The organism is Thermomonas flagellata, assembly GCF_022419185.1.
Taxonomy (GTDB): Bacteria; Pseudomonadota; Gammaproteobacteria; order Xanthomonadales; family Xanthomonadaceae; genus Thermomonas; species Thermomonas flagellata.
The window spans coordinates 196232-220856 of record NZ_JAJOZK010000001.1 but is presented as its reverse complement, the minus strand read 5'-3'; the positions used below and the strand labels follow the sequence as shown (position 1 = coordinate 220856).

General features: G+C 69.8%; 25 protein-coding genes and 1 pseudogene. 14 read left to right on the top strand and 12 right to left on the bottom strand.

Translation table 11 applies throughout. From position 1 onward, the window contains the following. Window positions 1–23 precede the first annotated feature (23 nt). The 3 genes from ML340_RS01040 (at window position 24) to ML340_RS01030 (ending at window position 4852) form a co-directional block, all read left to right on the top strand. Window positions 24–1517, top strand: a complete 1494-nt coding sequence (locus ML340_RS01040) for a leucyl aminopeptidase (protein WP_240095758.1) — start codon at window positions 24–26, stop codon at window positions 1515–1517. Window positions 1518–1587: 70 nt separating this feature from the next. Next, window positions 1588–2013, top strand: a complete 426-nt coding sequence (locus ML340_RS01035; RefSeq protein ID WP_240095757.1) for a DNA polymerase III subunit chi — start codon at window positions 1588–1590, stop codon at window positions 2011–2013. 10 nt (window positions 2014–2023) lie between these two features. Continuing rightward, window positions 2024–4852, top strand: coding sequence for a valine--tRNA ligase (locus tag ML340_RS01030; RefSeq protein ID WP_240095755.1), 2829 nt, complete (start codon window positions 2024–2026; stop codon window positions 4850–4852). 222 nt (window positions 4853–5074) lie between these two features. Here ML340_RS01030 and rimI read toward each other — a convergent pair whose 3' ends face one another. From rimI to pssA, 3 genes are read right to left on the bottom strand one after another with little or no spacing between them, the layout of a single operon-like run. Further along, a complete protein-coding gene (rimI, locus tag ML340_RS01025) occupies window positions 5075–5554 on the bottom strand; it encodes a ribosomal protein S18-alanine N-acetyltransferase (protein WP_240095753.1) in 480 nt (159 codons plus the stop codon). After that, window positions 5551–5889: a hypothetical protein gene (locus ML340_RS01020; RefSeq protein ID WP_240095751.1), complete on the bottom strand. Its 339-nt coding sequence runs from the start codon at window positions 5887–5889 to the stop codon at window positions 5551–5553. Before ML340_RS01020 ends, rimI begins: the two co-directional genes overlap by 4 nt. Further along, window positions 5886–6659 carry a CDP-diacylglycerol--serine O-phosphatidyltransferase gene (gene pssA, locus ML340_RS01015; RefSeq protein WP_240095749.1) on the bottom strand — a complete coding sequence of 258 codons (774 nt, stop codon included), beginning with the start codon at window positions 6657–6659 and terminating at the stop codon, window positions 5886–5888. The genes ML340_RS01020 and pssA overlap by 4 nt, the downstream gene beginning before the upstream one ends. 75 nt (window positions 6660–6734) lie before the next feature. Here pssA and ML340_RS01010 point away from each other — a divergent pair, with 75 nt between their 5' ends. The 4 genes from ML340_RS01010 (at window position 6735) to ML340_RS00995 (ending at window position 9918) form a co-directional block, all read left to right on the top strand. After that, window positions 6735–7163, top strand: coding sequence for a DUF4124 domain-containing protein (locus ML340_RS01010; RefSeq protein WP_240095747.1), 429 nt, complete (start codon window positions 6735–6737; stop codon window positions 7161–7163). After that, a complete protein-coding gene (locus tag ML340_RS01005; RefSeq protein WP_240095745.1) occupies window positions 7160–7426 on the top strand; it encodes a DUF4124 domain-containing protein in 267 nt (88 codons plus the stop codon). Before ML340_RS01010 ends, ML340_RS01005 begins: the two co-directional genes overlap by 4 nt. A gap of 196 nt (window positions 7427–7622) precedes the next feature. Then, on the top strand, window positions 7623–9335 hold the full coding sequence (locus ML340_RS01000) for a proline--tRNA ligase (RefSeq protein WP_240095743.1): 1713 nt from the start codon (window positions 7623–7625) through the stop codon (window positions 9333–9335). A 211-nt stretch (window positions 9336–9546) separates the two neighbouring features. Next, entirely contained in the window at window positions 9547–9918 is a 372-nt protein-coding gene (locus tag ML340_RS00995) for an H-NS histone family protein (protein WP_240095741.1), read from the top strand. A gap of 135 nt (window positions 9919–10053) precedes the next feature. Here ML340_RS00995 and ML340_RS00990 read toward each other — a convergent pair whose 3' ends face one another. Continuing rightward, window positions 10054–11304 carry a threonine/serine exporter family protein gene (locus tag ML340_RS00990; protein ID WP_240095739.1) on the bottom strand — a complete coding sequence of 417 codons (1251 nt, stop codon included), beginning with the start codon at window positions 11302–11304 and terminating at the stop codon, window positions 10054–10056. A 77-nt stretch (window positions 11305–11381) separates the two neighbouring features. Here ML340_RS00990 and ML340_RS00985 point away from each other — a divergent pair, with 77 nt between their 5' ends. The 5 genes from ML340_RS00985 (at window position 11382) to ML340_RS00965 (ending at window position 16612) form a co-directional block, all read left to right on the top strand. Further along, window positions 11382–12503: an ABC transporter permease gene (locus ML340_RS00985; protein ID WP_240095737.1), complete on the top strand. Its 1122-nt coding sequence runs from the start codon at window positions 11382–11384 to the stop codon at window positions 12501–12503. Continuing rightward, on the top strand, window positions 12503–13351 hold the full coding sequence (locus ML340_RS00980) for an ABC transporter ATP-binding protein (RefSeq protein WP_240095735.1): 849 nt from the start codon (window positions 12503–12505) through the stop codon (window positions 13349–13351). Before ML340_RS00985 ends, ML340_RS00980 begins: the two co-directional genes overlap by 1 nt. 9 nt (window positions 13352–13360) lie before the next feature. Next, window positions 13361–14287, top strand: coding sequence for an MlaD family protein (locus ML340_RS00975; RefSeq protein ID WP_240095733.1), 927 nt, complete (start codon window positions 13361–13363; stop codon window positions 14285–14287). Continuing rightward, a complete protein-coding gene (locus ML340_RS00970; RefSeq protein WP_240095731.1) occupies window positions 14287–14925 on the top strand; it encodes an ABC-type transport auxiliary lipoprotein family protein in 639 nt (212 codons plus the stop codon). Before ML340_RS00975 ends, ML340_RS00970 begins: the two co-directional genes overlap by 1 nt. A 73-nt stretch (window positions 14926–14998) precedes the next feature. Then, window positions 14999–16612: an electron transfer flavoprotein-ubiquinone oxidoreductase gene (locus tag ML340_RS00965; protein WP_240095729.1), complete on the top strand. Its 1614-nt coding sequence runs from the start codon at window positions 14999–15001 to the stop codon at window positions 16610–16612. 106 nt (window positions 16613–16718) lie between these two features. Here the strand turns inward: ML340_RS00965 and ML340_RS00960 are convergent, their stop codons facing one another. Continuing rightward, window positions 16719–17345 (bottom strand): CoA transferase subunit B, encoded by a 627-nt coding sequence (locus ML340_RS00960; RefSeq protein WP_240095727.1) that lies wholly within the window; start codon window positions 17343–17345, stop codon window positions 16719–16721. Window positions 17346–17482: 137 nt separating this feature from the next. Beyond that, a complete protein-coding gene (locus tag ML340_RS00955; RefSeq protein ID WP_240095725.1) occupies window positions 17483–18196 on the bottom strand; it encodes a CoA transferase subunit A in 714 nt (237 codons plus the stop codon). 182 nt (window positions 18197–18378) lie between these two features. Here ML340_RS00955 and ML340_RS00950 point away from each other — a divergent pair, with 182 nt between their 5' ends. Together ML340_RS00950 and ML340_RS00945 are read left to right on the top strand one after the other, a co-directional pair. Continuing rightward, complete coding sequence (locus ML340_RS00950) at window positions 18379–19125, top strand: electron transfer flavoprotein subunit beta/FixA family protein (RefSeq protein ID WP_240095723.1); 747 nt, start codon at window positions 18379–18381, stop codon at window positions 19123–19125. Then, window positions 19125–20066 carry an electron transfer flavoprotein subunit alpha/FixB family protein gene (locus ML340_RS00945; protein WP_240095721.1) on the top strand — a complete coding sequence of 314 codons (942 nt, stop codon included), beginning with the start codon at window positions 19125–19127 and terminating at the stop codon, window positions 20064–20066. The genes ML340_RS00950 and ML340_RS00945 overlap by 1 nt, the downstream gene beginning before the upstream one ends. A 77-nt stretch (window positions 20067–20143) precedes the next feature. Here the strand turns inward: ML340_RS00945 and ML340_RS00940 are convergent, their stop codons facing one another. From ML340_RS00940 to ML340_RS12015, 6 genes and pseudogenes are all read right to left on the bottom strand, one after another. Then, a complete protein-coding gene (locus ML340_RS00940; RefSeq protein ID WP_240095719.1) occupies window positions 20144–20551 on the bottom strand; it encodes a hypothetical protein in 408 nt (135 codons plus the stop codon). Further along, window positions 20517–21446, bottom strand: coding sequence for an RHS repeat-associated core domain-containing protein (locus tag ML340_RS00935; protein WP_240095717.1), 930 nt, complete (start codon window positions 21444–21446; stop codon window positions 20517–20519). Before ML340_RS00935 ends, ML340_RS00940 begins: the two co-directional genes overlap by 35 nt. A gap of 37 nt (window positions 21447–21483) precedes the next feature. Beyond that, window positions 21484–21615, bottom strand: a complete 132-nt coding sequence (locus tag ML340_RS11910) for a hypothetical protein (protein ID WP_275672547.1) — start codon at window positions 21613–21615, stop codon at window positions 21484–21486. Between the two features lie 77 nt (window positions 21616–21692). Then, a complete protein-coding gene (locus ML340_RS00930) occupies window positions 21693–22010 on the bottom strand; it encodes a hypothetical protein (protein ID WP_240095715.1) in 318 nt (105 codons plus the stop codon). 116 nt (window positions 22011–22126) lie between these two features. Next, a complete protein-coding gene (locus ML340_RS11960) occupies window positions 22127–23488 on the bottom strand; it encodes an RHS repeat domain-containing protein (protein ID WP_486679352.1) in 1362 nt (453 codons plus the stop codon). Between the two features lie 357 nt (window positions 23489–23845). Beyond that, window positions 23846–24238 (bottom strand): annotated as a pseudogene (locus ML340_RS12015) (RHS repeat-associated core domain-containing protein); the annotation flags it as partial. Between the last annotated feature and the right edge of the window lie 387 nt (window positions 24239–24625).

Below are 24625 nucleotides of genomic sequence, written 5' to 3'. Positions count from 1 at the left end.
CCATCCGCACCGGACTTTCGCCGATGAGCCTGCAATTCGCCCTGAACCCCACTCCCGCCGCCTCCGCCGCCGTCGACTGCGTGGTGGTCGGCGCCTATGCCGACGGGCGGCTGACCCCGGCCGGCCAGCAGCTGGACGCAGCCTGCGGGGGGCGCCTGGCGGCGCTGGTCGCGCGCGGCGACGTCAGCGGCAAGACCGGCAAGACCGCGCTGCTGCTCGACCTGCCCGGCATCGCCGCGCCGCGGGTGCTGGTGGTGGGCCTGGGCGAGGCCGCCAAGTTCGCGGTGCCGCAGTACCTGAAGGCGGTCGGCGACGCCGCGCGCGCGCTGCGTAGCGGCCCGGTGCGCAGCGCGCTGCTGACCCTGACCGAGCTGGCGGTGCCCGGGCGCGACCCGGCGTGGGCGATCCGCCAGGCCGCGATCGCCGCCGACCACGCCTGCTACCGCTATCTCGCGACCCTCGGGCGCGACAACAAGAAGCGCGAGGACAAGGGCCTGGAGCGCTTGGAGCTGGCCGGCGACGACGCCGCCGCGCTCGCCCAGGGCGTCGCGATCGCGCGCGGGGTCGAATTCACCCGCGAGCTCGGCAACCTGCCGCCCAACCTGTGCACCCCGGCCGGCCTCGCCCAGCGCGCGCAGGACTTCGCCGCGGACCGCCCGGGCGTGAGCTGCGAGGTGCTGGAGGAGGACGCGATGCAGGCGCTCGGCATGGGCGCGCTGCTGGCGGTCGCGCGCGGCAGCGCGCAGCGCCCGCGCCTGATCGTGCTCAAGTACGCCAACGGCGGCGACGCCCGCCCCTACGTGCTGGTCGGCAAGGGCATCACCTTCGACACCGGCGGCGTCAACCTCAAGGTGCAGGGCGGCATCGAGGAGATGAAGTACGACATGAGCGGCGCCGGCAGCGTGCTCGGCACCTTCGTGGCCGCGGTCGAGATGCAGCTGCCGGTCAACCTGGTGTGCATCGCCGCCGCGGTGGAGAACGCGATCGACGGCAACAGCTACCGCCCGTCGGACGTCATCACCAGCATGTCCGGCAAGACCATCGAGGTCGGCAATACCGACGCCGAGGGCCGCCTGATCCTGTGCGACGCGCTGACCTACGCGCAGCGCTTCCAGCCGGCGGCGCTGGTCGACGTGGCCACCCTCACCGGCGCCTGCGTGATCGCGCTGGGCAAGTTCGCCACCGGGGTGATGACCAAGGCCAGCGACGACCTCGCCCGCGAGCTGCTCGCCGCCGGCGAGACCGTGTTCGACCGCGGCTGGCAGCTGCCGCTGTGGGACGAGTACCAGAGCCAGCTGGAGTCGGCCTTCGCCGACGTCTACAACATCGGCGGCCGCTGGGCCGGCGCGATCACCGCCGGCTGCTTCCTGTCGCGCTTCACCGAGGGCCAGCGCTGGGTGCACCTGGACATCGCCGGGGTCGCCAACGGCGACGGCAAGCTCGGCATGGCCACCGGGCGCCCGGTCGGCATGCTCTGCCAGTGGCTGCTGGACCGCTGCCGGCCGGCGCAGGGCTGAGTCCGACGCCGGCGGGCGCGGGCCATCTCCGCGCCCGCCCATGCCTCCCCCGCCACGCTTCCTCGCCTGCATGCCGCGCGCCGACTTCTACCTGATCACCAAGCCGCGCTTCCGCGCGCAGCCGCTGCTGCTGGTGTGCGAACTGGCGCGCAAGGCCTACGCGAGCGGGCAGCCGACCCTGATCCTGGCGCGCGACCAGGCCCAGGCCGAGGCGCTGGACGACCTGCTGTGGGCGTTCGATCCCGACGAGTACCTTCCGCACCAGATCGCCGGGCAGGACGAGGACGAGGAGGCCACCCCGGTGCTGATCGCCCCGCCGGAGATCGACGCGCCGCTGCGCCCGCTGCTGATCAACCTGCGCGACGACCCGCCGCAAGGCGCGTTCGAGCGCGTGCTGGAAGTGGTGCCGGCCGATCCGGCCGCGCGCGGCCCGCTGCGCGCGCGCTGGAAGCACTACCAGGCGCTCGGCTTCCAGCTCAACAAATACGACATGTAATCCCGCTCCGATGACCACCCTCGCCCCCGGTTACGACCCCAAGTCCTTCGAATCCCGCCTGTATGCGCAGTGGGAGGCCAGCGGCGCGTTCGCGCCGCAGGGCGACGGCCCGGCCTACACCATCCTGCTGCCGCCACCGAACGTCACCGGCACCCTGCACATGGGCCACGCGTTCCAGCACACCCTGCAGGACGCCTTGATCCGCTACCACCGCATGCGCGGCTACCGCACGCTGTGGCAGATGGGCACCGACCATGCCGGCATCGCCACCGAGATGGTGGTGAGCCGCAACCTGGCGATCGAGGGCAAGGGCGAGACCCGCGATTCGCTGGGTCGCGAGAAGTTCATCGAAAAGGTGTGGGAGTGGAAGCAGCACTCCGGCGACACCATCGAGCGCCAGATGCGCCGCCTTGGCGCGTCCGGCGACTGGTCGCGCAGCGTGTTCACCATGGACCCGATGGCCAGCGCGGCGGTCACCGAGGCGTTCGTGCGCCTGTATGAAGAGGGTCTGATCTACCGCGGCCAGCGCCTGGTCAACTGGGATCCGGTGCTGAAGACCGCGATCTCCGATCTCGAGGTGGTCAACGAGGAAGAGAACGGCCACCTGTGGTCGATCCGCTACCCGCTGGCCGACGGCGCCACCTTCGAATACGTCGAGCACGACGCCGACGGCAACGAGGTCCTGCGCGAGGTGCGCGACTACGTGGTGGTGGCCACCACCCGTCCGGAAACGATGCTGGGCGACACCGCGGTGATGGTGCACCCGGAGGACCCGCGCTACCGCGACCTGCATGGCAAGGCCATCCAACTGCCGCTGACCGGCCGCCGCATCCCGGTCATCACCGACGCCTACGTGGACCGCGCGTTCGGCACCGGCGTGGTGAAGGTGACCCCGGCGCATGACTTCAACGACTACGCGGTCGGCCAGCGCCATGGCCTGCCGCTGATCAACGTGTTCACCGACGAGGCGAAGATCGTCGCCACCCGCGCAGACATTCCCGCGCAATACCATGGCCTGGATCGCTTCGACGCGCGCAAAGCGATCGTGGCCGACCTCGAGGCTGCCGGCCTGCTGGTGGAGGTCGCGCCACACAAACTGCAGGTGCCGCGCGGCGACCGCAGCGGGCAGGTGATCGAGCCCTTCCTCACTGACCAGTGGTTCGTGAAGATGGACGACCTGGCCCGCCGCGGCCTGGAACTCGTCGAGTCGGGCGAGGTGAAGTTCGTCCCGCCGAACTGGATCAACACCTACCGCCACTGGCTGGAGAACATCCAGGACTGGACGATCAGCCGCCAGCTCTGGTGGGGCCACCGTATCCCGGCGTGGTTCGATGACGAAGGCCGGGTCTATGTCGGTCGCAGCGAAGCCGAAGTGCGTGCCCGCCACGGCCTGGGCGATGCGCCGCTGCGGCAGGATCCAGACGTGCTGGAGACCTGGTTCTCCTCCGCGCTGTTCCCGTTCTCGACCATGGGCTGGCCGGATGCGCAGAACATGCAGGCGCGCGGCTTCGACACCTTCCTGCCGACCGCCGTGCTGGTCACCGGCTTCGACATCATCTTCTTCTGGGTGGCGCGCATGATCATGCTGACCGACCACCTGGTCGGGCGCGTGCCATTCCGCGATGTCTACATCACCGGCCTGGTGCGCGACAAAGACGGGCAGAAGATGTCGAAGTCGAAGGGCAACATCCTCGACCCGCTGGACATCATCGATGGGATCGATCTGGAGACGCTGGTCGCCAAGCGCACCACCGGATTGATGCAGCCGAAGATGGCCGAGAAGATCGAGAAGGCCACCCGCAAGGAGTTCCCAGAGGGCATCAAACCGCACGGCGCCGACGCGCTGCGCTTCACCATGGCCGCGCTGGCCGGTCCCGGCCGCGACATCAAGTTCGACCTCGCGCGCGCCGAAGGCTACAAGAACTTCTGCAACAAGCTGTGGAACGCGACCCGCTTCGCGCTGATGAACGTGGGCGAGGCCAGCTTCGACGGCGCGCCGCAGCCGCGCACCGACGCCGAGCGCTGGGTGCTCGCCTTGCTCGACCGCACCTGCGCGGAAGCCGCCGAGCACTTCGCCGGCTACCGCTTCGACCTGCTCGCGCAGTGCCTGTACGAATTCGCCTGGAACCAGGTCTGCGACTGGTTCCTGGAGCTGGCCAAGCCGGCCCTGCAGGGCGAGGAGGCGGCCGCGGCGGATTCGACCCGCCACACCCTGCTGTACGTGCTGGACGCGCTGCTGCGGCTGCTGCACCCGCTGATCCCGTTCGTGACCGAGGAACTGTGGCAGGCGCTCGCGCCGAAGCTGGGCAAGTCCGGCAGCATCATGCTGCAGGCCTATCCGCAGGCCGGAGATATCGATGCGACGGACTTCGCGCAGGCCGCGGCCGACGTCGAATGGCTGAAGGCGGTGGTCGGCGAGCTGCGCCGGATCCGCAGCGAGCTGGGCGTGCCGCCGGCGCGCCAGGCGCGGCTGCTGGTGCGCGGCGGCGAGGCCGCCGACGCGGCACGCCTCGCCCGCTTCGATGCGCCGCTGCGCTTCTTGTGCAAGCTGGAGGGGATCGAGGCGATCACCGGCGAGCCGCCGGCCGCCGCGCCGGCGGTGGTCGGCGCGCTGCAGCTGTTCGTGCCGCTGGAGGGGCTGGTCGACCTCGACGCCGAGCGCGCGCGCCTGGACAAGGAGCTGGCCAAGGTCGCCGCGGAGAAGGACAAGAGCGCGGCCAAGCTGGCCAAGTTCGGCCCCGGCGTGCCGGAGGCGGTGGTGGAGCTGGAGCGCCAGCGCCTGGCCGACTGGAGCAGCAAGCTCGCCGCCCTCGCCGAACAGCGCGCGCGGCTGGGCTGAGCGCGCGGCCCGTCGCCCCTGCCCGACGCACGCACGTCCCGCCTGTCGCAGGACCCACCCCCGTTCGTCCTGGGCTGGGCGCAGGACGCAAGCCTGATGCATCCCGGATCTGGCTCTGTACGCAAGCCTATTCGTCCCGGGCCCGGCGCAGGACACAGGCCCGTTCGTCCTGCGCCCGTCGAAGGATGAATCGGCGCGGGCCGCCTCCGCGCCCCGGCGCGATCACTCTGGCAACAGCTCCATCGCCATCACGATCGCGTCCTCGCGGCCGCCGATGGCCGGGTAGTAGCGCGGGCGGCGGCCGATCTCGTTGAAGCCGCTGCGCTGGTACAGCGCGATCGCGCGCGGGTTCGACGGCCGCACCTCCAGGAACACCCGCTGCGCGCCGCCGGCGCGCGCGATTTTCAGCAGCGCCTGCAGCAGGCGCTGGGCATGGCCGCGCCCCTCGTGCCCGGGCGCGGTGCAGAGGTTGAGCAGGTGCGCCTCGCCGGCGGCGATGCTGAGCACGCCGTAGCCGAGCAGGCCGGCGGCGCCTTCCTGCACCCACATCGCATAGCCGGCGCGCAGGCAGTCCAGCATGATCCCGCGCGTCCACGGGAAGGCGTAGGCCGCGGTCTCAATCCGCATCACCGCGTCGAGGTCGTCCTCGCGCATCGGCCGCAGCCGCGCGTCCTCCGCCAGCGGGCGCGGGCGCGCGTTCATCCAGGCACCTGCTGCGCGCGCAGCCGGCGCAGGCGCGGCCACAGCGCGCGCTTGGCGGCCGCATCGCCGGCCAGGCCGACGCTGGCCGCGGCCAGCGCCGGCGCGCTGGCGAGCAGGTGCTCGGGCGGCAGCCCGGCCGCGCGCGCCAGCCGCGCCAGCATCGCCGCATCGATCGCCATCTCGAGCGGCGGATCGCCCGCCTCCGCCATGGCCACGAGTGCGGGGCCGGGATCCGCCGCGGCCGGTGCACCCGCGCGCCGGTACACCACCAGCCCCAGTTCCGCCAGCACGGCGCGCTGGCGCGGCGTCCACGCCCCGGCCATGGCGGCGCTCATGCCGTGGCCGCAGGCTCGTGCCGGCGCCGGAACCACAGCAGCGGCCCGGACAGGGCGTACAGCACGCTGGCGGCCAGCAGCACCTTGGGCGGATCCAGCACCAGCGCCACGATCACCGCCACCGCCACCAGCAGGGCGACGAACGGGACCCGGTCCGACTTCGGCCCACTGCCGCCCTTGAAGCTGTTGTAGCGGATCCGGCTGACCATCAGCAGCGCCGCGGCCACCGTCAACGCCAGCGCGGCATGGCGCAGTTCGCGTCCGCTCCAGCCGAGGCTGGCGCAGGTCCAGACGAAGCTGGCCATCAGCCCGGCCGCGGCCGGGCTGGCCAGGCCCACGAACCAGCGCTTGTCGACCTGCCCGACCTGGCTGTTGAAGCGGGCCAGCCGCAATGCCGCGCAGGCGGCGTACAGGAACGCCGCCAGCCAGCCGAGCTTGCCCGCGGTGGCGCCGTCCAGCTTCAGCGCCGCCAGCGCCCAGTGGTACATCACCAGCGCCGGCGCCATGCCGAAGCTGATCAGGTCGGCCAGCGAGTCGTACTGCACCCCGAACTCGCTCTGGGTATGGGTCAGGCGCGCGACCCGGCCGTCGATCCCATCCAGCACCGCGGCCACGAAGATCGCGATGCAGGCGGCCTCGAACCGCCCCTGCGAGGCGGCGATGATGGCGAAGAAGCCGGCGAACAGGCCGCCGGTGGTGAACAGGTTCGGCAGCAGGTAGATGCCGCGGCCGCGCGGACGCGGCGGGGTCGGGGCGTGCTCGGGTTCCATGCCGGCAGTGTACGGGCTTGCGGCAGCCCCCGCGCAGTGCTGCAATCAAGGCCGACCCCGCTGCCGGCCCCGCCCATGACCGCCTTGCGCCGCCTCGCCCTGACCGCCGCCGTCGCGCTCGCCGCCCTGCCGGCGCTGGCCGCGGCACAGACCACCGTCTACCAGTGGAAAGACGCCCAGGGCGTGACCCATTACGCCGATTCGCCGCCGGCCGGGGTGCACGCCACCCGCACCCTCGCCGAGCGCGCGCCCGCCCCGTCCCCCGCCGCATCCACGACGCCCGCCGCGGGCGGCGAAGCGCGCGCCGCCGCCGCGGGCGCCGGCGGGCCGAGCAAGCAGTGCCTGGACGCGCGCGCCAACCTCAAGCGCCTGCAGGGCAACGAGCCGATCGGGCTGGACACCACCGGCGACGGCAAGCCCGACCGCAACCTCACCGCCGAGGAACGCGCCCAGCAGCGCACCCTCAACGAAGCCGCGGTCAAGGCCTACTGCGGCGGGCGATGAAGGCGCTGGCCGCGCTGGTGGCCGCGGTCCTGCTGGCGGTCGCCGCCTGGTGGTGGCTGACCATCGAGATGCCGCGCCGCGCCCAGGAGCGCGCGGTCGCCGCGCGCGCCGCCGCGATCGCCGCCGAGCGCGCCGACAGCCTGTACCGCTGGCGCGACGATGCCGGGGTGCTGCACGTAACCGACACCCCACCCAAGGGCCGGCGCTACGAACGCATCCGCAAGACCCCGAAGGACGGCATTGAGGTCGACGGCGCGCGCTGACCGCGCCGGCGTCCGGCCAGCCCCAAGCCCATCCGCAGCAGGCCCCCCGCCCGTTCGCCGCCCCCGCCCGTTCGTGGCGAGCCTGTCGAACCACGCACGGGCCGCCCCTCCGGTCGCGGCGGGCGCATGCGCCGCAGGGCCCTCGCGCACGCACATGGCAGAATGCGCCCTCCGCCGCATTTACGACCCCCCGCGCATGCGCCTGTCGCAGTTCCACCTCCGCACCGAAAAGGAAACCCCGGCCGAGGCCGAGATCGCCAGCCACCGGCTGATGCTCAAGGCCGGCATGATCCGCAAGCTGGCCGCTGGCCTGTACACCTGGTCGCCGCTGGGCCTGCGCGTGCTGCGCAAGGTCGAGCGCGTGGTGCGTGAGGAAATGGACCGCGCCGGCGCGATCGAAATGGCCATGCCCTCGGTGCAGCCGAAGGAGCTGTGGGAGGAAACCGGGCGCTGGGCGAAATTCGGCCCGCAGCTGCTGAAGATCCGCGACCGCAAGGAGCAGGAATACTGCTTCACCCCGACCGCGGAGGAAGCGGTCACCGATTTCTTCCGCCAGGAATTCTCCAGCTACAAGCAGCTGCCGGTGAACCTGTACCAGATCACCACCAAGTTCCGCGACGAGATCCGTCCGCGCTTCGGGGTGATGCGGGCGCGCGAATTCCTGATGAAGGATGCCTATTCCTTCCACATCGACGAGGATTCGCTCCAGGCCGAATACCGCAACATGTACGCCACCTACACGCGCATCTTCACCCGGCTCGGGCTGAAGTTCCGCGCGGTGGCGGCGGACACCGGCGCGATCGGCGGCAGCGCCTCGCACGAATTCCAGGTGCTGGCCGAGTCCGGCGAGGACGCGCTGGCCTACAGCGACGGTTCCGACTACGCCGCCAACGTGGAGCTGGCCGAGGCCATCGCGCCCGGCCCGCGCCCGGCGCCCGCGGAGGCGCTGCGCGAGGTCGCCACCCCGGTCCAGAAAACCTGCGAGGAGGTCGCCGCGCTGCTGGGCATCCCGCTGGCGCGCACGGTCAAGTCGGTGGCGCTGATCGGCGCGGACGCGGACGGCGCGCCGCAATTCATTCTGGCACTGGTGCGCGGCGACCACGTGCTGAACGAAATCAAGCTGGCGAAACTGCCGGGGCTGGCCGAGTACCGGCTGGCCAGCGAGGCGGAGATCCTCGAGCACCTCGGCAGCGAGCCGGGCTTCCTCGGCCCGCGACAGCCGCGCCGGCCGATCCGGGTGATCGCCGACCGCACGGTGGCGGCGATGGCCGATTTCGTGGTCGGCGCCAACAAGTCCGGATTCCATCTCGCCGGGGTGAACTGGGGCCGCGACCTGCCGGAGCCGGAGGTCGCGGACATCCGCAACGTGGTCGAAGGCGACCCCTCGCCGGACGGCCGCGGCGTGCTGCGGATCGCGCGCGGGATCGAGGTCGGCCACGTGTTCGCGCTCGGCCGCAAGTATTCCGAGGCGATGCACTGCCGCGTGCTGGACGCGGCGGGCAAGGCCGTGCCCCCGATGATGGGCTGCTACGGGATCGGGGTGTCGCGGATCGTGGCCGCGGCGATCGAGCAGAACCACGACGCCGCCGGGATCGTGTGGCCGGAGCCGATGGCGCCGTGGCGCGTCGCGGTCTGCGTGATCAATCCCAAGGCCGACCCGGCGGTGACGGCCGCGGCCGAGGCGCTGTACGCCGAATTGACCGCCGCCGGCATCGATACCGCCCTCGACGACCGCGGCCTGCGCCCCGGCGCGATGTTCGCCGACATCGAACTGATCGGCATCCCGCACCGGGTGGTGGTGTCCGCGCGCGGGCTGGAAACCGGCCAGTTCGAATACCGCGCGCGCACCGCGGCCGAGGCCGAGACGCTGGACAAGGCCGCCCTGCTGCGCCGGCTCGGGATCGGCTGACCCCCCGCCCCGGAATCCCGCCAACCCTGTCGCCGGCGGGCGCCTGCCCGCGGGCGACCACCAGCGGGCATTTTCTGCGTATTCCGGGTGCAATCCGTGGCAATCAAACGGGATTCACAAAAACTCTGGCGTTATTCCACGGTATTGGTATGATGCGCCGCATCCATGGATGGAATGTTTTTATCCAGTCCTTCCACCATCCGGGATGCCGATGAACGTCAATATCGAACACTTGAGCCCGCAGGAACTGTCCGCCCTGATCGCCCTGGCCAACAAGCGCAAGAAGGCCCTGGCCAAGCGCAAGCCCGCCGCGCAGACCCGCGCCGCGGTCAACAAGCTCCTCAAGAGCCACGGCTGGACCTTCGAGGAGCTGTACGGCAAGGCCGGCCCCAAGGCCGCCGCACCGGCCGCGAAGAAGCCGCGCAAGGCCGCCGCCAAGCGCAGCGGCGGCAAGGTGCCGCCGAAGTACCGCAACCCGGCCAATCCGGCCGAGACCTGGACCGGGCGCGGGCGCCCGCCGCGCTGGCTGGCCGGCGAACTGGCGGCCGGGCGCAAGCTGGACGAGTTCCTGATCCAGAAATAACCGGCGCGATTGCCGCCTGTGCGGGATTTCCGGAAACGCCGGCCCTGGCCGGCGTTTCGTTTTTCACGCCCCGCTCTTGGGGCGTGGTCACCCCGACCACGACGGCGGATGGCCGCGCGCGCCGGGACCGCCACGCTAGAGATTGCGCCGCGCGCTCACCAGCAGGTTGCCGAACAGCAGCCCGGCCAGCAGCGCCATCAGGGTATTCAGCGCCGCCAGCGCCGCCTCCTGCCCGGCGCCGAAGTCCTGCGCCTGCACCAGGGTGATGACCCCGCGCAGGGCGACGCTGCCCGGGACCAGCATGATCAGGCCGGGCAGCCGGATCAGCGCGCCCGGGCGCTTGCGCCAGCGCGCATAGACGTTGCCGGCGGCGGTCATCAGCAGGGCGGCCAAAAACAGCCCGGCCTGCGCCCCGAGCCATTCCCCGCCGTAGCGCGAGATCAGGTAGCCGGAGGCCGCCGCGCCCATCACCAGCGGGTAGTCGCGGCGGTGCGCGCGGAACAGCACCGCGAATGCATACGCGCCGACCGCCAGCGCCAGCCACACCACCCAGTCCGGCTGCGGCCGCGCGGCCCGCACCGCCGGTTCGATCCCGAGCTGGGCGGCGATCCCGAGCGCGATCGCGGTGCCGATGGTCAGCTTGAGGATGGTAGTCAGCGCGCCGGCGAAGCGCGCGGTGCCGGACACCAGGTGGCGGCTGGTCAGCTCGTTCATGGCATTGGTCAGCGCCATGCCCGGCAGCAGCACGATCAGCGAGGCGATGATCACGGTGTTGAGGTTGAGCGGGCCGACCCAGACCGAGACCGCGATCGCCATCGCGCCCGCGACCAGCCCGCAGATCGCCTCGAACGCCTCGTGCAGGCGCGGGCGCGACTGCGCAGCCACGTCCAGCAGCCCGATCACCAGCCCGATCGCGCCGGCGGTGGCGATGTCCAGCCACGGCAGCCGCAGCAGGCCGGCGACCGCGGCCGAGGCCAGCGCGAAGCCGAACACCTGCATCGCCCGCCCGCGCCGCCCGGCCAGCCGCTGCAGCGCGCGCAGCGCCTGCCGCCCCTCCGCCACCTGCAGGCGGCCGGCGAGCACGTCCTCGGCGATGCGGTCGGCCTCGCACAGCTTGTACAGGTTGGTGTCGCCGCCCTCCAGCCGGATCACGCGGGTGGTGTCGGTCTCGCCGGCGGGCCGCCGCGGGTCGCTGAAGGCGAGGATCATGCCGGTCGGGTTCACCCACGGCTCGCATTCCAGCCCCAGGCGCTTGGCCACCGCGACGATCGCGCCCTCGAGGCGCTGCGCGGTGGTGCCGTAGGCGTGCAGATGGCTGGCCAGCTCGGCCACGAACGCCACCCGCTCGGTGTAGGAGACGGCCGCGTGGCCGGCATGCTCGGACATGCGCACAGGATGACATGCGCGGCCGCGGCGCGCCGGCTTCACATCGCGGCGACGGCTTTGCGTAAGCTTGCCGGCGCATGCCCCAGGCTCCCAACCACCATCCGCCGACCGCCGCCCCCGATCCGGACGATCCGCGCGTGCTGCGCCTGGGCGGGCGCTGGACCCTGCGCTTCGCCGCCGAAGTGGGCGAGGCGCTGCGCAGCGTGCCGCCCGGGATCGAATGCATCGACGCGCGCGGGGTCGAGCGTCTGGATTCGCTCGGGGTCCTGCAGCTGCTGCGCTGCGCCGACCGCCGCGGGCTGGCGTTCGATCGCTTCCGCTTCCGCGACGAGCACCAGGCCCTGATCCATGCGATCGAGGACGTGCACGACGACCGCCCCAAGCCGGTGCGCGACACCGGCTTCCTCGCCGCGCTGGAGCGGCTGGGCCGCGCCATCGCGGACAACGCGCGCGAGGCGCTGGCGCTGGTCGGCTTCCTCGGCGAGGTGCTGGCCAAGCTGCTGCGCCTGCTCAAGGAGCCGCGCCGGCTGCGCCTGACCGCGACCGTGCACCACATGGAGGAAGTCGGCCTGGACGCCACCCCGCTGGTGGCGCTGCTGTCGTTCATGGTCGGCGCGGTGATCGCCTTCCTCGGTGCCACCGTGCTGGCCGACTTCGGCGCCACCATCTACGTGGTGGAGCTGGTGACGATCGCCTTTTTGCGCGAGTTCGGGGTGCTGCTGGCGGCGATCCTGCTGGCCGGGCGCACCGCCAGCGCGTTCACCGCGCAGATCGGGATGATGGTCAACGGCGAGGAGGTGGACGCGATCCGCGTGCTCGGGCTGGACCCGGTCGACCTGCTGGTGATCCCGCGGGTGCTGGCGCTGCTGGGGATGCTGCCGCTGCTGGCCTTCATCGCGATGATGGCCGGCCTGCTCGGCGGCATGGCGGTCGGCAACTTCGTGCTCGACATCCCGGCCGCGGCCTACCTCGCGCGGATGCAGGACACCCTGGAGATCCGCCACTTCGTGGTCGGCATGGTCAAGGCACCGGTGTTCGCGCTGGTGATCGCGCTGATCGGCTGCCTGGAGGGGCTGCAGGTGGAGGGCACCGCGCAGTCGCTGGGCGAACGCACCACCTCCAGCGTGGTGCAGGCGATCTCGATGGTGATCGTGCTCGATGCGCTGGCCGCGCTGTGGTTCATGGAGATGGACTTCTGATGCAGGCCGCCCCGATCCCCCTCGACGGCGCGGGCGCGCCGGCGGACGCGCCGCCGGTCCGCGTGCGCGGGCTGGTGACCCGCTTCGGCGACCAGGTGGTGCACGACGGGCTGGACCTGGACGTGCGCCGCGGCGAGATCCTCGGCGTGGTCGGTGGCTCCGGCAGCGGCAAGTCGGTGTTCATGCGCGCCCTGCTCGGGCTCGAGCAGCCGGCCGCGGGACGCATCGAGATCCTCGGGGTCGATGCGCTCTCGCCGGACCCGGTGCTGCGCCGGCACATCGACCGCAACATCGGGGTGCTGTTCCAGGACGGCGCGCTGTTCTCCTCGCTGACCGTCGGCGAGAACGTGCAGGTGCCGCTGAAGGAGTACTACCCCGACCTGCCGGATTCGCTGCGCTACGAGCTGGCGCTGCTCAAGACCAAGCTGGCCGGGCTGCCCGCCGACACCATCTGCAAGCTGCCCTCGCAGCTGTCCGGCGGCATGCGCAAGCGCGCGGCGCTGGCGCGCGCGCTGGCGCTGGACCCGCCGCTGCTGTTCCTGGACGAGCCGACCGCGGGCCTGGACCCGATCGGCGCGGCCGCGTTCGACCACCTGCTGCAGAGCCTGCAGCGCGCCCTCGGGCTGACCGTGTTCCTGATCACCCACGACCTCGACACCCTGTACGCGATCTGCGACCGGGTCGCGGTGCTGGCCGACCGCAAGATCGTGGCGGTGGCGCCGGTGCGCGAGCTGGAGCACTTCGACCATCCGTGGGTGCAGGAGTACTTCAACGGCCCGCGCGGGCGCGCCGCGCGCGCCGCCCCGCACGAGGCCGCCTACACCCCCTCCACGCCCCCGATCGCGTAGAGTCGCCCCATGGAAACCCGCGCCAACTACGTGCTCATCGGCGGCTTCGCCCTGCTGACCACGGTCTTCCTGCTGCTGTTCACGCTGTGGGCGACCAAGTTCGGCGCCGACCGCAACTGGCGCCGCTACGAGGTGGTGTTCAACGAGCCGGTGACCGGCCTGACCGAGGGCGGCAGCGTGCAGTACAACGGCATCTCGGTCGGCACCGTGGACAAGCTCAGCCTGGACGCCAACGATCCGCGCCGGGTCGTGGCGCTGCTCAAGCTCAAGGCCGGCACCCCGGTCAAGGTCGATACCCGCGCGCGGCTGTCGCAGCAGGGCATCACCGGGGTGCCGTTCATCCAGCTCACCGGCGGCAGCCCGCGCGCGGCGCTGCTGGAACCCAGCGAGCAGCAGCCAATCCCGGTGATCCGCGCCGAGCCGTCCGCGCTGCAGAACATCGCCGACTCCACCAACCGCCTGGTGGCGCGCCTGGACCAGCTGCTGAGCGAGGAGAACATCCGCCATGTCTCGCAGACGCTCAGCCACATCGAGGCGGCGACCGACAGCCTGGCCAGCCACCGCGAGGACATCACCGCGCTGATCCTCGACGCCCGCCGCGCCAGCGCCAACCTCAACGCCACCCTCGCCACCGCCAACGGCTCCCTGCAGAAGGTGGACCGCGACGTCATCGCGCGCCTGCCGGCGCTGATGGAGCGGCTGGATGCGACCGTGGGCAAGCTCGACGCCGTCGCCGGCAGCGCGGATGCGATCCTGGCCGAGAACCGCCCGGCCCTGCGCAGCTTCGCCAACGACGGTCTGGCCCAGCTCGGGCCGACCCTGGCCGAGCTGCGCGCGCTGATCCGCGACCTGCGCCGGATCAGCGACCGCCTGGAAGGCAACCCGGCGCGCTACCTGCTCGGCCGCGACGCCCCCAAGGAGTTCGAACCGCGATGATGCGCCTGCGCTCCCTGCTGCCCGCGCTGCTGCTGGCCCTACCGCTGGCCGGCTGCCTCGGCCTCGATGCCGGCCCGCGCGCATCGCCCACGATCTATGCGCCGCCGCTGCGCGCCAGCCCCGACCCGGCCTGGCCGACGGTCGCCTGGTCGCTCAGCATCGCCCCGCCGGAGGCGCCGCGCATGCTCGATCTGCCGCGGATCGCGGTGATCCCGGAGGCCGGCGAACTGCAGGTCTACAAGGGCGCGCTGTGGGCCGACACCCCGACCCAGATGCTGGAGGACAGCGTGCTCTACACGCTGGAGGACTCCGGCCGGATCACCGCGGTCGCGCGCCAGGGCAGCGGCATCAACGCCGACTACCGGCTGGGCCTGGACATCCGCCACTTCGAGGCCGATTTCTCCGCCGGGCGACCGCCGACCGCGGTGGTGGAGGTGCAGGCGCGGCTGATGCACCTGCCCGAGCAGCAGGTGGTCGGCAGCCAGGCCTTCCGCCAGACCGTGCCTGCCGCCGGCGACGGCGCCGCGCAGGCGGCCGACGCGCTCGGCCAGGCCCTGCGTGCGACCAGCCGCGCGATCGCCGGCTGGGCGCTGGCGACCGGGCAGGCGCACCAGCGCGAGGCACACGCCGCGCGCTGACCCGCGCGGGCGATTTGCCCGCACCGGCGCAAACCGGGGACAATCCGGGCATGACCGCGAGGAGCCAGCCGGCATGAGCGAGCAGCCCGTCGAACGCGACGTGATGGAATACGACGTGGTGGTGGTCGGCGCCGGCCCGGCCGGGCTCGCATTCGCCATCCGCATGAAGCAGCTGCGCCCCGACGTGAGCGTGTGCGTGATCGAGAAGGCCAGCACCATCGGCGCCCACATCCTGTCCGGCGCGGTGATCGAGACCGCCCCGCTGGACGCGCTGCTGCCAGACTGGCGCAAGGCGCCGCCGCCGGTGTGCGTGGATGCCGGCGAGGACGAGTTCTGGCTGCTGTCCAAGACCGGCGGCCGTCGCCTACCGCTGCCACCGGGCATGCGCAACCACGGCAACGTGATCGTCAGCCTCGGCGCGCTGTGCGCGTGGCTGGCGCCGCAGGCGGAGGCGCTCGGGGTGGAGATCTACCCCGGCTTCGCCGCGGCCGAGACCCTGCATGCCGAGGACGGGCGCGTGCTCGGCGTGCGCATCGGCGACATGGGCGTGGCCCGCGACGGCCACCACAAGCCCGGCTACACCGCCGGCATCGACATCCACGCCAAGGTCACGGTGCTGGCCGAGGGGGCGCGCGGCCACCTGACCAAGCGCCTGGTGCGGCGCTTCGCGCTGGACGCGCACAGCGACCCGCAGACCTACTCGATCGGGATCAAGGAACTGTGGCAGGTGCCGGCCGGGCGGGTGCAGCCGGGACGCATCTTCCACAGCGTCGGCTGGCCCGCCGACACCCGCACCTATGGCGGCGGCTTCCTCTACCACCTCGACCAGGACCGGATCGCGCTCGGCTACGTCAGCGGGCTGGACTACCGCGACCCCCGCTACCAGCCGTGGGAGGCCTTCCAGCAGTGGAAGAACCACCCCTTCCTCCGCCCGCTGCTGGAGGGCGGCAGCATCCTCTCCGCCGGCGCGCGCGCGATCGTGACCGGCGGCTGGCAGAGCCTGCCCAAGGTGGAGATGCCCGGCGCGCTGCTGATCGGCGACACCGCCGGCCTGCTCAACGTGCCCAAGATCAAGGGCACCCACCAGGCGATCCGCAGCGGCATGCTCGCCGCCGCGCACCTGGCCGCGCATGAGCTGGCGCCCGCCGGCTGGGACGCGGTCCTGCGCGCCTCGCCGGTGATGGCGGAGCTGCGCAAGGTGCGCAACATCAAGCCCGGCTTCAAGCGCGGGCTGTGGTTCGGCATGGCCAATGCCGCCTGGGAAACGGTGACCGCCGGACACTCCCCCTGGACCCTGCGCAACTCCCCCGACTACGCCAGCCTGCAGCGCCTGGACGCCGCCGAGGCGCCGCGCCGCGACTACCTCGAGCGCACCCTGCCGCCGCGCGACCGCCTGCAGGGGGTGTACTACGCCGCCACCGCGCACGACGAGGACCAGCCGGTGCACTTGCGCGTGCACGACCCGGGCATCTGCGTCACCACCTGCGCCAGCGAGTACGGCAACCCCTGCACCCGGTTCTGCCCGGCCGCGGTCTACGAGATCGTGCAGGACGCCGCCGGCCCGCGCCTGCAGATCAACGCCGCCAACTGCGTGCACTGCAAGACCTGCGACATCAAGGACCCGTACCAGATCATCGACTGGGTCACGCCCGAGGGCGGCAGCGGGCCGAATTACCAGACGATGTGAGGCGACCGGCCTGCGCGCAGGCATGTGGTCGCATGCGGATTCGGAGGTGCATGCAGTTCGGCCACCTCGCGCGGTGCGTACATGTGCACCGGCCGGGGGCGCGCGGTCAGCGCACCGGCACCGCGGTCTTGGCCTGCACCTCGGCGTGGGTCACCCCGTCCGCCAGTTCCACCACGGTGAGGCCGTGCGGGGTGATGTCGAACACGCCCAGCTCGGTGATGATGCGGTCCACCACGCCCACGCCGGTCAGCGGCAGGGTGCATTCGGGCAGGATCTTGGAGGTGCCGGCCTTGGTGGTGTGCTCCATCAGCACCACCACGCGCTGCACGCCGGCCACCAGGTCCATCGCGCCGCCCATGCCCTTGACCATCTTGCCGGGCACCATCCAGTTGGCGAGGTCGCCCTTGTCGGTGACCTCCATCGCGCCGAGGATCGCCAGGTCGATGTGGCCGCCACGGATCATCGCGAAGGAGTCGTGGCTGCCGAAGTAGCTGGCCCCCGGCACCGCGGTCACCGTCTGTTTGCCGGCGTTGATCAGGTCGGCATCCACCTCGTCTTCGGTCGGGAACGGGCCGATGCCGAGCAGGCCGTTCTCGCTCTGCAGCCAGACGTTCATGCCCTCGGGGATGTAGTTGGCCACCAGCGTCGGCAGGCCGATGCCGAGGTTGACGTACATCCCGTCGGCCAGCTCCTGCGCCGCGCGGCGCGCCATCTGTTCGCGGGTCCAGGCCATGATTGTCTACTCCGTATTCGTTGATTATGTCGCCATCCGTGGCGACGCCACGTCAGCTCCGGGCGGTCCAGCCCGGCCCTCCATGGCCGGGCGTTCGCGAACGCGGCCGATGCCGGCAGGGCATCGGCCAAACGCGTTCACTCGCCCTGGCGCACGGTGCGCTGCTCGATGCGCTTCTCCGGGTGCGGGTTGTGCACGAGGCGATCGACGTAGATCCCCGGCAGGTGCACGTGGTCGGGGTCGATCGCGCCGATCTCCACGACCTCCTCCACCTCCGCCACGCACACCTTGCCGGCCATCGCGCAGGCCGGGTTGAAGTTGCGCGCGGTCTTGCGGAACACCAGGTTGCCGGCATGGTCGGCCTTCCACGCCTTGACCAGCGCCACGTCGGCCTTGAGCGCGGTCTCCAGCACGTACCAGCGGCCGTCGATCTGGCGGGTCTCCTTGCCCTCGGCCACCACGGTGCCGTAGCCGGTGGCGGTGAAGAAGGCGGGGATGCCGGCGCCGCCGGCGCGCAGGCGCTCGGCCAGGGTGCCCTGCGGGTTGAACTCCAGCTCCAGCTCGCCGGCCAGGTACTGGCGTTCGAATTCCTTGTTCTCGCCGACGTAGGAGGAAATCATCTTGCGGATCTGGCGCGTCTCCAGCAGCTGGCCGAGGCCGAAGCCGTCTACCCCGGCGTTGTTGGAGATCACGGTCAGGTGCTTGACCCCGGAATCACGCAGCGCCGCGATCAGCGCCTCCGGGATGCCGCACAGGCCGAAGCCGCCGACGGCGAGGGTCTGGCCATCCGCGACCAGGCCGGCGAGCGCGGTGGCGGCGTCGGGGTACAGCTTGCTCTTGGCGGTTGCCATGCAGCGGGCTCCGCGATGGGTGGGGACAGGCGCGCATTGTAGCGGGCGCCCCCGCCGCGCCCACCGTACCTTCGGGCAGGCATGCGCGGCGGCCCGTACTGCACGGTACGTTCGCGGCCGTTACAATCCGCCTGCCGCGCGCCCGCCGCCGCGGCGCTCCCCCCTGCCAGGACTCCCAGACGATGAAGATCCTCGTCGGCTACAAGCGCGTGGTGGACTACAACGTCCGCATCCAGGTCAAGCCGGACGGCTCCGGCGTGGTCACCGACGGCGTCAAGCTCTCGCCCAACCCGTTCGACGACATCGCGCTGGAGGAAGCGCTGCGCCTGCGCGACGCCGGCCTCGCCAGCGAGGTGGTCGTCGCCACCATCGCGCCGGCCGATGCCCAGCCGCACCTGCGCAACGGGCTGGCGATGGGCGCCAACCGCGCCATCCACGTGGTCGCCGAGCAGCCGGTGCAGCCGCTGACCGCGGCGCGCATCCTGCTCAAGCTGGTCGAGAAGGAGCAGCCCGGCCTGGTCCTGCTGGGCAAGCAGGCGATCGACGACGACGCCAACCAGACCGGGCAGATGCTGGCCACGCTGTGGGGCCGCCCGCAGGCGACCTTCGCCAGCAAGCTCACCGTCGAGGGCGGCAAGGCCACCGTGGTGCGCGAGGTCGATGCCGGCCTCGAGACGCTCGAGGTCGAGCTGCCGGCGGTGGTCACCACCGACCTGCGCCTGAACGAGCCGCGCTTCATCAAGCTGCCGGACATCATGAAGGCCAAGAGCAAGCCGCTGGAGACGCTGGCGCTGGCCGAGCTCGGGGTGGATGCGCACGACTCGCTCAGGATCACCCACTACGCGCCGCCGCCCAAGCGCAGCCGCGGCATCATGGTCAAGGATGCGGCCGAACTGGTGGCCGCGCTCAAGCAGAAGGGGTTGCTGTGATGGCCAAGGTCCTCATCGTCGCCGAACACCAGGACGGCAAGCTCAACCCGGCCACCGCCAAGTGCGTGAGCGCCGCGCAGGCGCTCTCGCCGGAGGCCATCGACATCGTGGTGCTTGCCACCGACCCCGCCGCCGTGGCCGCCGAGGCCGCGCAGATCGCCGGCGTCACCAAGGTGCTGACCGTCGCCCACCCGGCCAACGCGCACGCCGTCGCCCAGGTGCTGGCGCCGCAGGTGGCCGCGCTGGCCGCCGGCTACAGCCACGTGTTCGGCCCCTCCACCACCTTCGGCAAGGACCTGATGCCCTGCGTGGCCGCGCTGCTGGGCGTGAACCAGGTGTCCGACCTCATGGCGGTGGACGGCAGCCACACCTTCAAGCGCCCGATCTACGCCGGCAACGCCATCATCACCGTCGAAGCGCCGGCCGACCAGGCCGTGGTCGCCACCGTGCGCACCGCGTCGTGGCCGGAAGCCGCGCGCGGCGGCAACGCCGCGGTGGAGGCAGCGGCCGTGGACGTGGCGCTGCCCAGCCACACCCGCTTCGTCGGCCTGGCGGCCGGCAAGTCCGACCGCCCCGACCTGCAGTCGGCCCGGCGCGTGGTCTCCGGCGGCCGCGGCGTCGGTTCGGCCGAGAACTTCCAGATCATCTACCGCCTTGCCGACAAGCTCGGCGCCGCGGTCGGCGCCTCGCGCGCCGCGGTGGACGCCGGCTACGTGCCGAACGAGCTGCAGGTGGGTCAGACCGGCAAGATCATCGCGCCGGAGCTGTACATCGCCGTCGGCATCAGCGGTGCCATCCAGCACCTCACCGGCATCAAGGACGCCGGCACCATCGTCGCCATCAACAAGGACGCCGACGCCCCGATCTTCGAGGTCGCCGACATCGGCCTGGTCGGCGACCTGTTCCAGGTGCTGCCGGAGCTGGAGAAAGCGCTGGGGTGATCCCCCGCCGCCCGCATCCTTCGCTTGGATACGCCAAGACCCGCAGCGATGCGGGCCTTGTGCATGATGGGGACGTGCTATTTCTTATTCCAGTAACCGTTGCTTTTAGGCAGCGTGAACTTCACGGTCGCTTGCCTCCAAGCATATTTGCCTACACAACTTTTCGGCGAGCACTTCATGGAGAACTTGACAGTACTCCCATCGTCAAGACGAAGAGAAAACAGCAAAAGTCCTGCGCTTTCCTTCACCGTGGCAAGGTGAAGCTCATTAATGCCATCCTCGGCCATTTGCACAGACGCGACCAGACCCCCATCCACGGGAACAAGCGCCACCTCAAGGCCATTTAGGTCACCGCTTTCCTCATTGTATGCCAGCGTCGAATAGGTGCCGATTCCACCGCCGGTAGCTGCACATGCAGCTACCGGGAACAGCAACAGCGCGGACAACGCGTTATGGACCACACGTGCAGCCATCAGCGGAGCCATCAACGAAATCCTTCTGAGCTTGTTTTATCAGGGCCGAGCGATTACCCGGATCTTGGTAAAAATGCGGACGATCAGGGGTGCGGAAATTACCTCCCCAGCTTAGGCCAGCCGCTGTTGCGTTCTGAAGCACAGTTGATCGCTGAGCGCTCGTCAAACCATTTGCCCAATTGATATCTATTGCCCACCCAGCTTCATGCAAGCTATTTCCTGGCTTGGCCGGAGTGATGGCACCAGCACCCAGATTGGCTTGATCCGCCGTCGTTCTGAATGCTCGGTTGATCTGCACATTGATTCCCGCCGCCTGGTTCAACTCCAACCACTTGGCAACTGCTGGATAAAACTTGTCATCCAAGTAGGGGCGTGCATTTGGCCCAGTGTTGGGAAGATTCACGCGACAGAGCTTCAAGCCGAAGGGGTCAACGAACGAAACCGGATTCCCCCCAACATAGGCATACGTATTCACCCCACCCGCCAGCCCGATCGGGTCGGACTGCAGGTAGCGGCCCAGGCCCGCGTCGTACTCGCGGTAGCCGTTGTGCCACAGGCCGGATTCGGCATCGTAATACTGCCCCGGGAAGCCCAGGTTCAGCCCGCCCAGCGTGTCGAGGCTGACGCCGCGGTCGAACGCCCGGTTGGCCGCCTTCCACACCACCTGTTGGCTGGCATTCGTCGCCAGCTGCGGACGGCCCAGGTGGTCGAGGTGCAGGAAGTAGAGCTGGTCATTGCGCACCAGCGCCACCGGCTCGCCGCCGCGGTAGACGTCGCTCGTCCATTGCCCGTCGGTGTATTCGGCCAGCAGCTGGTTGAAGCCGGCGTACACGTAGCGGCTCTGGTGGCTGGCATTGCGCTTGCCCATCCGCTGGTCCAGGGCGTTCACCGTGTAGGTCGTGGTCATCCCCTGCGCCACGTGGCTGGCCAGGCGGCCGAACGGATCATACGCCAGCGTGCACGTTGCCGCCCGCGTGCTCGGACCGTACCAGCCGCGACAGCGCGTCGTACTGGAACTGCTGGGTCTGCGCCGCATCGACGCCATCGGTGATCGCGGTGATGCGGTCCAAAGCCATGCTGCAAGAGCTTTCTGCTTTCGGCCAGGAAGTGAACCTGACCCCGATATGCCGACAATACGGGGCTTCGGGTGGAGCTATTCCACTAAATCTTCGGCCATCTTGATGCACTGCGCTGGATTTCCTGACGGACGATTATCGGCAAGACTCTTGCATAACTGTGGCAGCTCCATAGCTTTGATTTCAGCGCTAGAGGTTTTGCCTTGCTGCTGCGTAATTGCGAGCACCATGATGTAGTGCCTCGCACTTTCGACAGTCCCGCGCCTTACGATTTCGCTCTTAAGAGCGGACATAAATGTGGGCGACGATGAAGCGAAGCATTGGTCAAATCCGAAATACTCATGATGCCTCTGTTGCGCCTCAAAGAACAATTCGATTTTCTTCTCGTCCGACAAGGCTAAGCATGCCGAATTTCGGCTCGTGTCATCTAGCGATCTAAGCTTCACAAAGCGATCGCTACCGCTATCTGCAGAAGTACAAGCAGATGGCGCACAGAGCAGCGCGACTAACGCTATTTCCCGCATCCGCATGGGCCGCCTCCTGCCTTATCCATTTGCGCGCGAACCTCGCTAGCTTTTGCCCGTGCATCAACTTCAAATGGATTATTCGTGTAACCGAAAATCATGTGCATCACGCCGTAGGACAACCCCATGCCGAGGAGGCTCATGGATCGATACTGATCAGAATGCGTCACCTCGTGCGCCAAAAGAGTGATGCCTTCCTTCGTGTTAGGGGCATCTGGAACACCGAGAAAGACCGTATTCTTGAATGTCCAAGCATCTGCGCCGCCGGCACCCAACATCTGCGCAATTTTCGGTATCCCCTCCTGAACATCGATCTTGTCGAGATTCACGTTAGGAAGGTGAGGGCCAATGATGCTCTTCTCACAATCAGTGAGTGCTCGCAGTCCAAGCGGATCAATCCAATTAACCGGATTCCCCCCAACATAGGCATACGTATTCACCCCGCCCGCCAGCCCGATCGGGTCGGACTGCAGGTAGCGGCCCAGGCCCGCGTCGTACTCGCGGTAGCCGTTGTGCCACAGGCCGGATTCGGCATCGTAGTACTGCCCCGGGAAGCCGAGGTTCAGCCCGCCGATGGTGTCGAGGCTGACGCCGCGGTCGAACGCCCGGTTGGCCGCCTTCCACACCACCTGCTGGCCTGCATCCGTCGCCAGCTGCGGCCGGCCCAGATGGTCGGGGTGCAGGTATGTGATCTGGCTGTTGCGGATCAGCGCTACCGGCTCGCTGCCGCGGTAGACGTAGCTCGTCCACGCGCCGTCGGTATATTCGGCCAGCAACTGGTTGAAGCCGGCGTACACGTAGCGGCTCTGCTGGCTGGCATTGCGCTTGCCCATCCGCTGGTCCAGGGCGTTCACCGTGTAAGTCGTGGTCACCCCCTGCGCCACGTGGCTGGCCAAGCGGCCGAACGGATCATACGCCAGCGTGTGCGCCACGCCGGATGCATCGGTGTACGCGGTGACATTGCCGGTGGCGTCGTAGGCAAAACCCCGGCTCACCCCGCCCGTGGCCGCCTGCAGCAGCCGGTTGCCGCTGGCGGCGTGGGCGTAGCCCGTCGTGCTCGCCGGCAGGGTATTCCCCAGACTCACCCGGTTGCCCACCGCATCGTATCCGTAGCTGGCCACGTTGCCGCCTGCGTGCTCCGCGCGCACCAGCCGCGACAGCGCGTCGTACTGGTACTGCTGCGTCTGCGCCGCATCCACACCATCGGTGATCGCGGTGATGCGGTCCGCCGCATCGAACCCGTAGGTCAGGCTTTGCAGCGGGCCCGCCGCCGCGTTGGTGCTGATACCGGTGATCCGGCGGTCGGTGTCGTAATTGAAGGTACGCAGCAGCCCGTTGCCGTAGATCATGTACACCGGCGGGCCGAAGGCCTGGTATCCATCCAGCGTCGCCACGGTGGTCGTACTGCCGTTCACCGTCGCCGTGATGCCGGTCAGGCGCCCATCGGCATAGCCATATCCGACACTGATCCCGCTCGGGTACTCGATCCGGCTCAGACGGCCTAGGCCGTCATACCCGTAGCGGGTGGTGTCGGTCACGCCGTCGAGCGTGTCCTGCCGGGTGGCGAGCTGGCCCCAGGGGGTATAGGCGAAGCTGGCGGCCGTCGCCGTGCCACCGGTCTTCGCCGCCACGCACAGGAGCCCCTTGCCGTTGGTGCAGGCATCGTAGGTCAGCGTGCGCGTCTGTTCGCCCGCGCTCTGGCGGATCAGGCGTCCCAGCCCGTCGTAGGCCTGCGTGATCGTCGTGCCGTCGGCCTTCTGCGTCTGCATCAGTTGCCCAACGCCGTTGTAGGTGAACGTGGTGGTGCCGGTATCCGGGCTGACCTGCGCCAGCAGGTGGCCCAGCCCGTCATAGGTGTAGCGGGTGACAGTCCCGCGCGCATCGCGCACCGACACCACCCGCCCCAGCGCGTCATACCCCGTCACCGTCGTCCCCGCCGCATCGGTCACCGTGGTGACACGGCGCTGGCGGTCGTAGCCGTAGCTGACCGTATTGCCCAGCGCATCGCTGACCTGGTCCAGATCGCCATTGGCGTTGTAGTGGTAGGTCGTGGCCTGCCCGTGCTCGCCCTTGCGGCGGCTGAGAAACCCGTTGCCGTCGTACTCGAAGGTCGCGCGCTGCTGGGTCGACCTGAGCCCTCTTGGCTATTCCCCACTGCATACATCGGCTTGATCAGGATATGTCGCGCGACACCACTCGATCCAACTGCGCCGATTCTTTTCCCGCTCTGCCCCTGTTGCGCCATTGTATACAAAAACGAAACTCTGACCGGTGATTGCATTGAGGATGGCAGCCAAAGCATCGTGAACCGTGCCTGGGCTATAATGCCGTACTCCCTCGAAGGTATCCGATGCCCTGCTCTCAAAGCTAATTTTGTTTTCCGCTAGAGGCCGCATGTCACCCAAGTGACCAACTAGATACGGCACCACTCGGGGCCCAAACGCTTCCAACTCCCTGAATGCCGTCTGCTCTGCTGTTGCCGACTT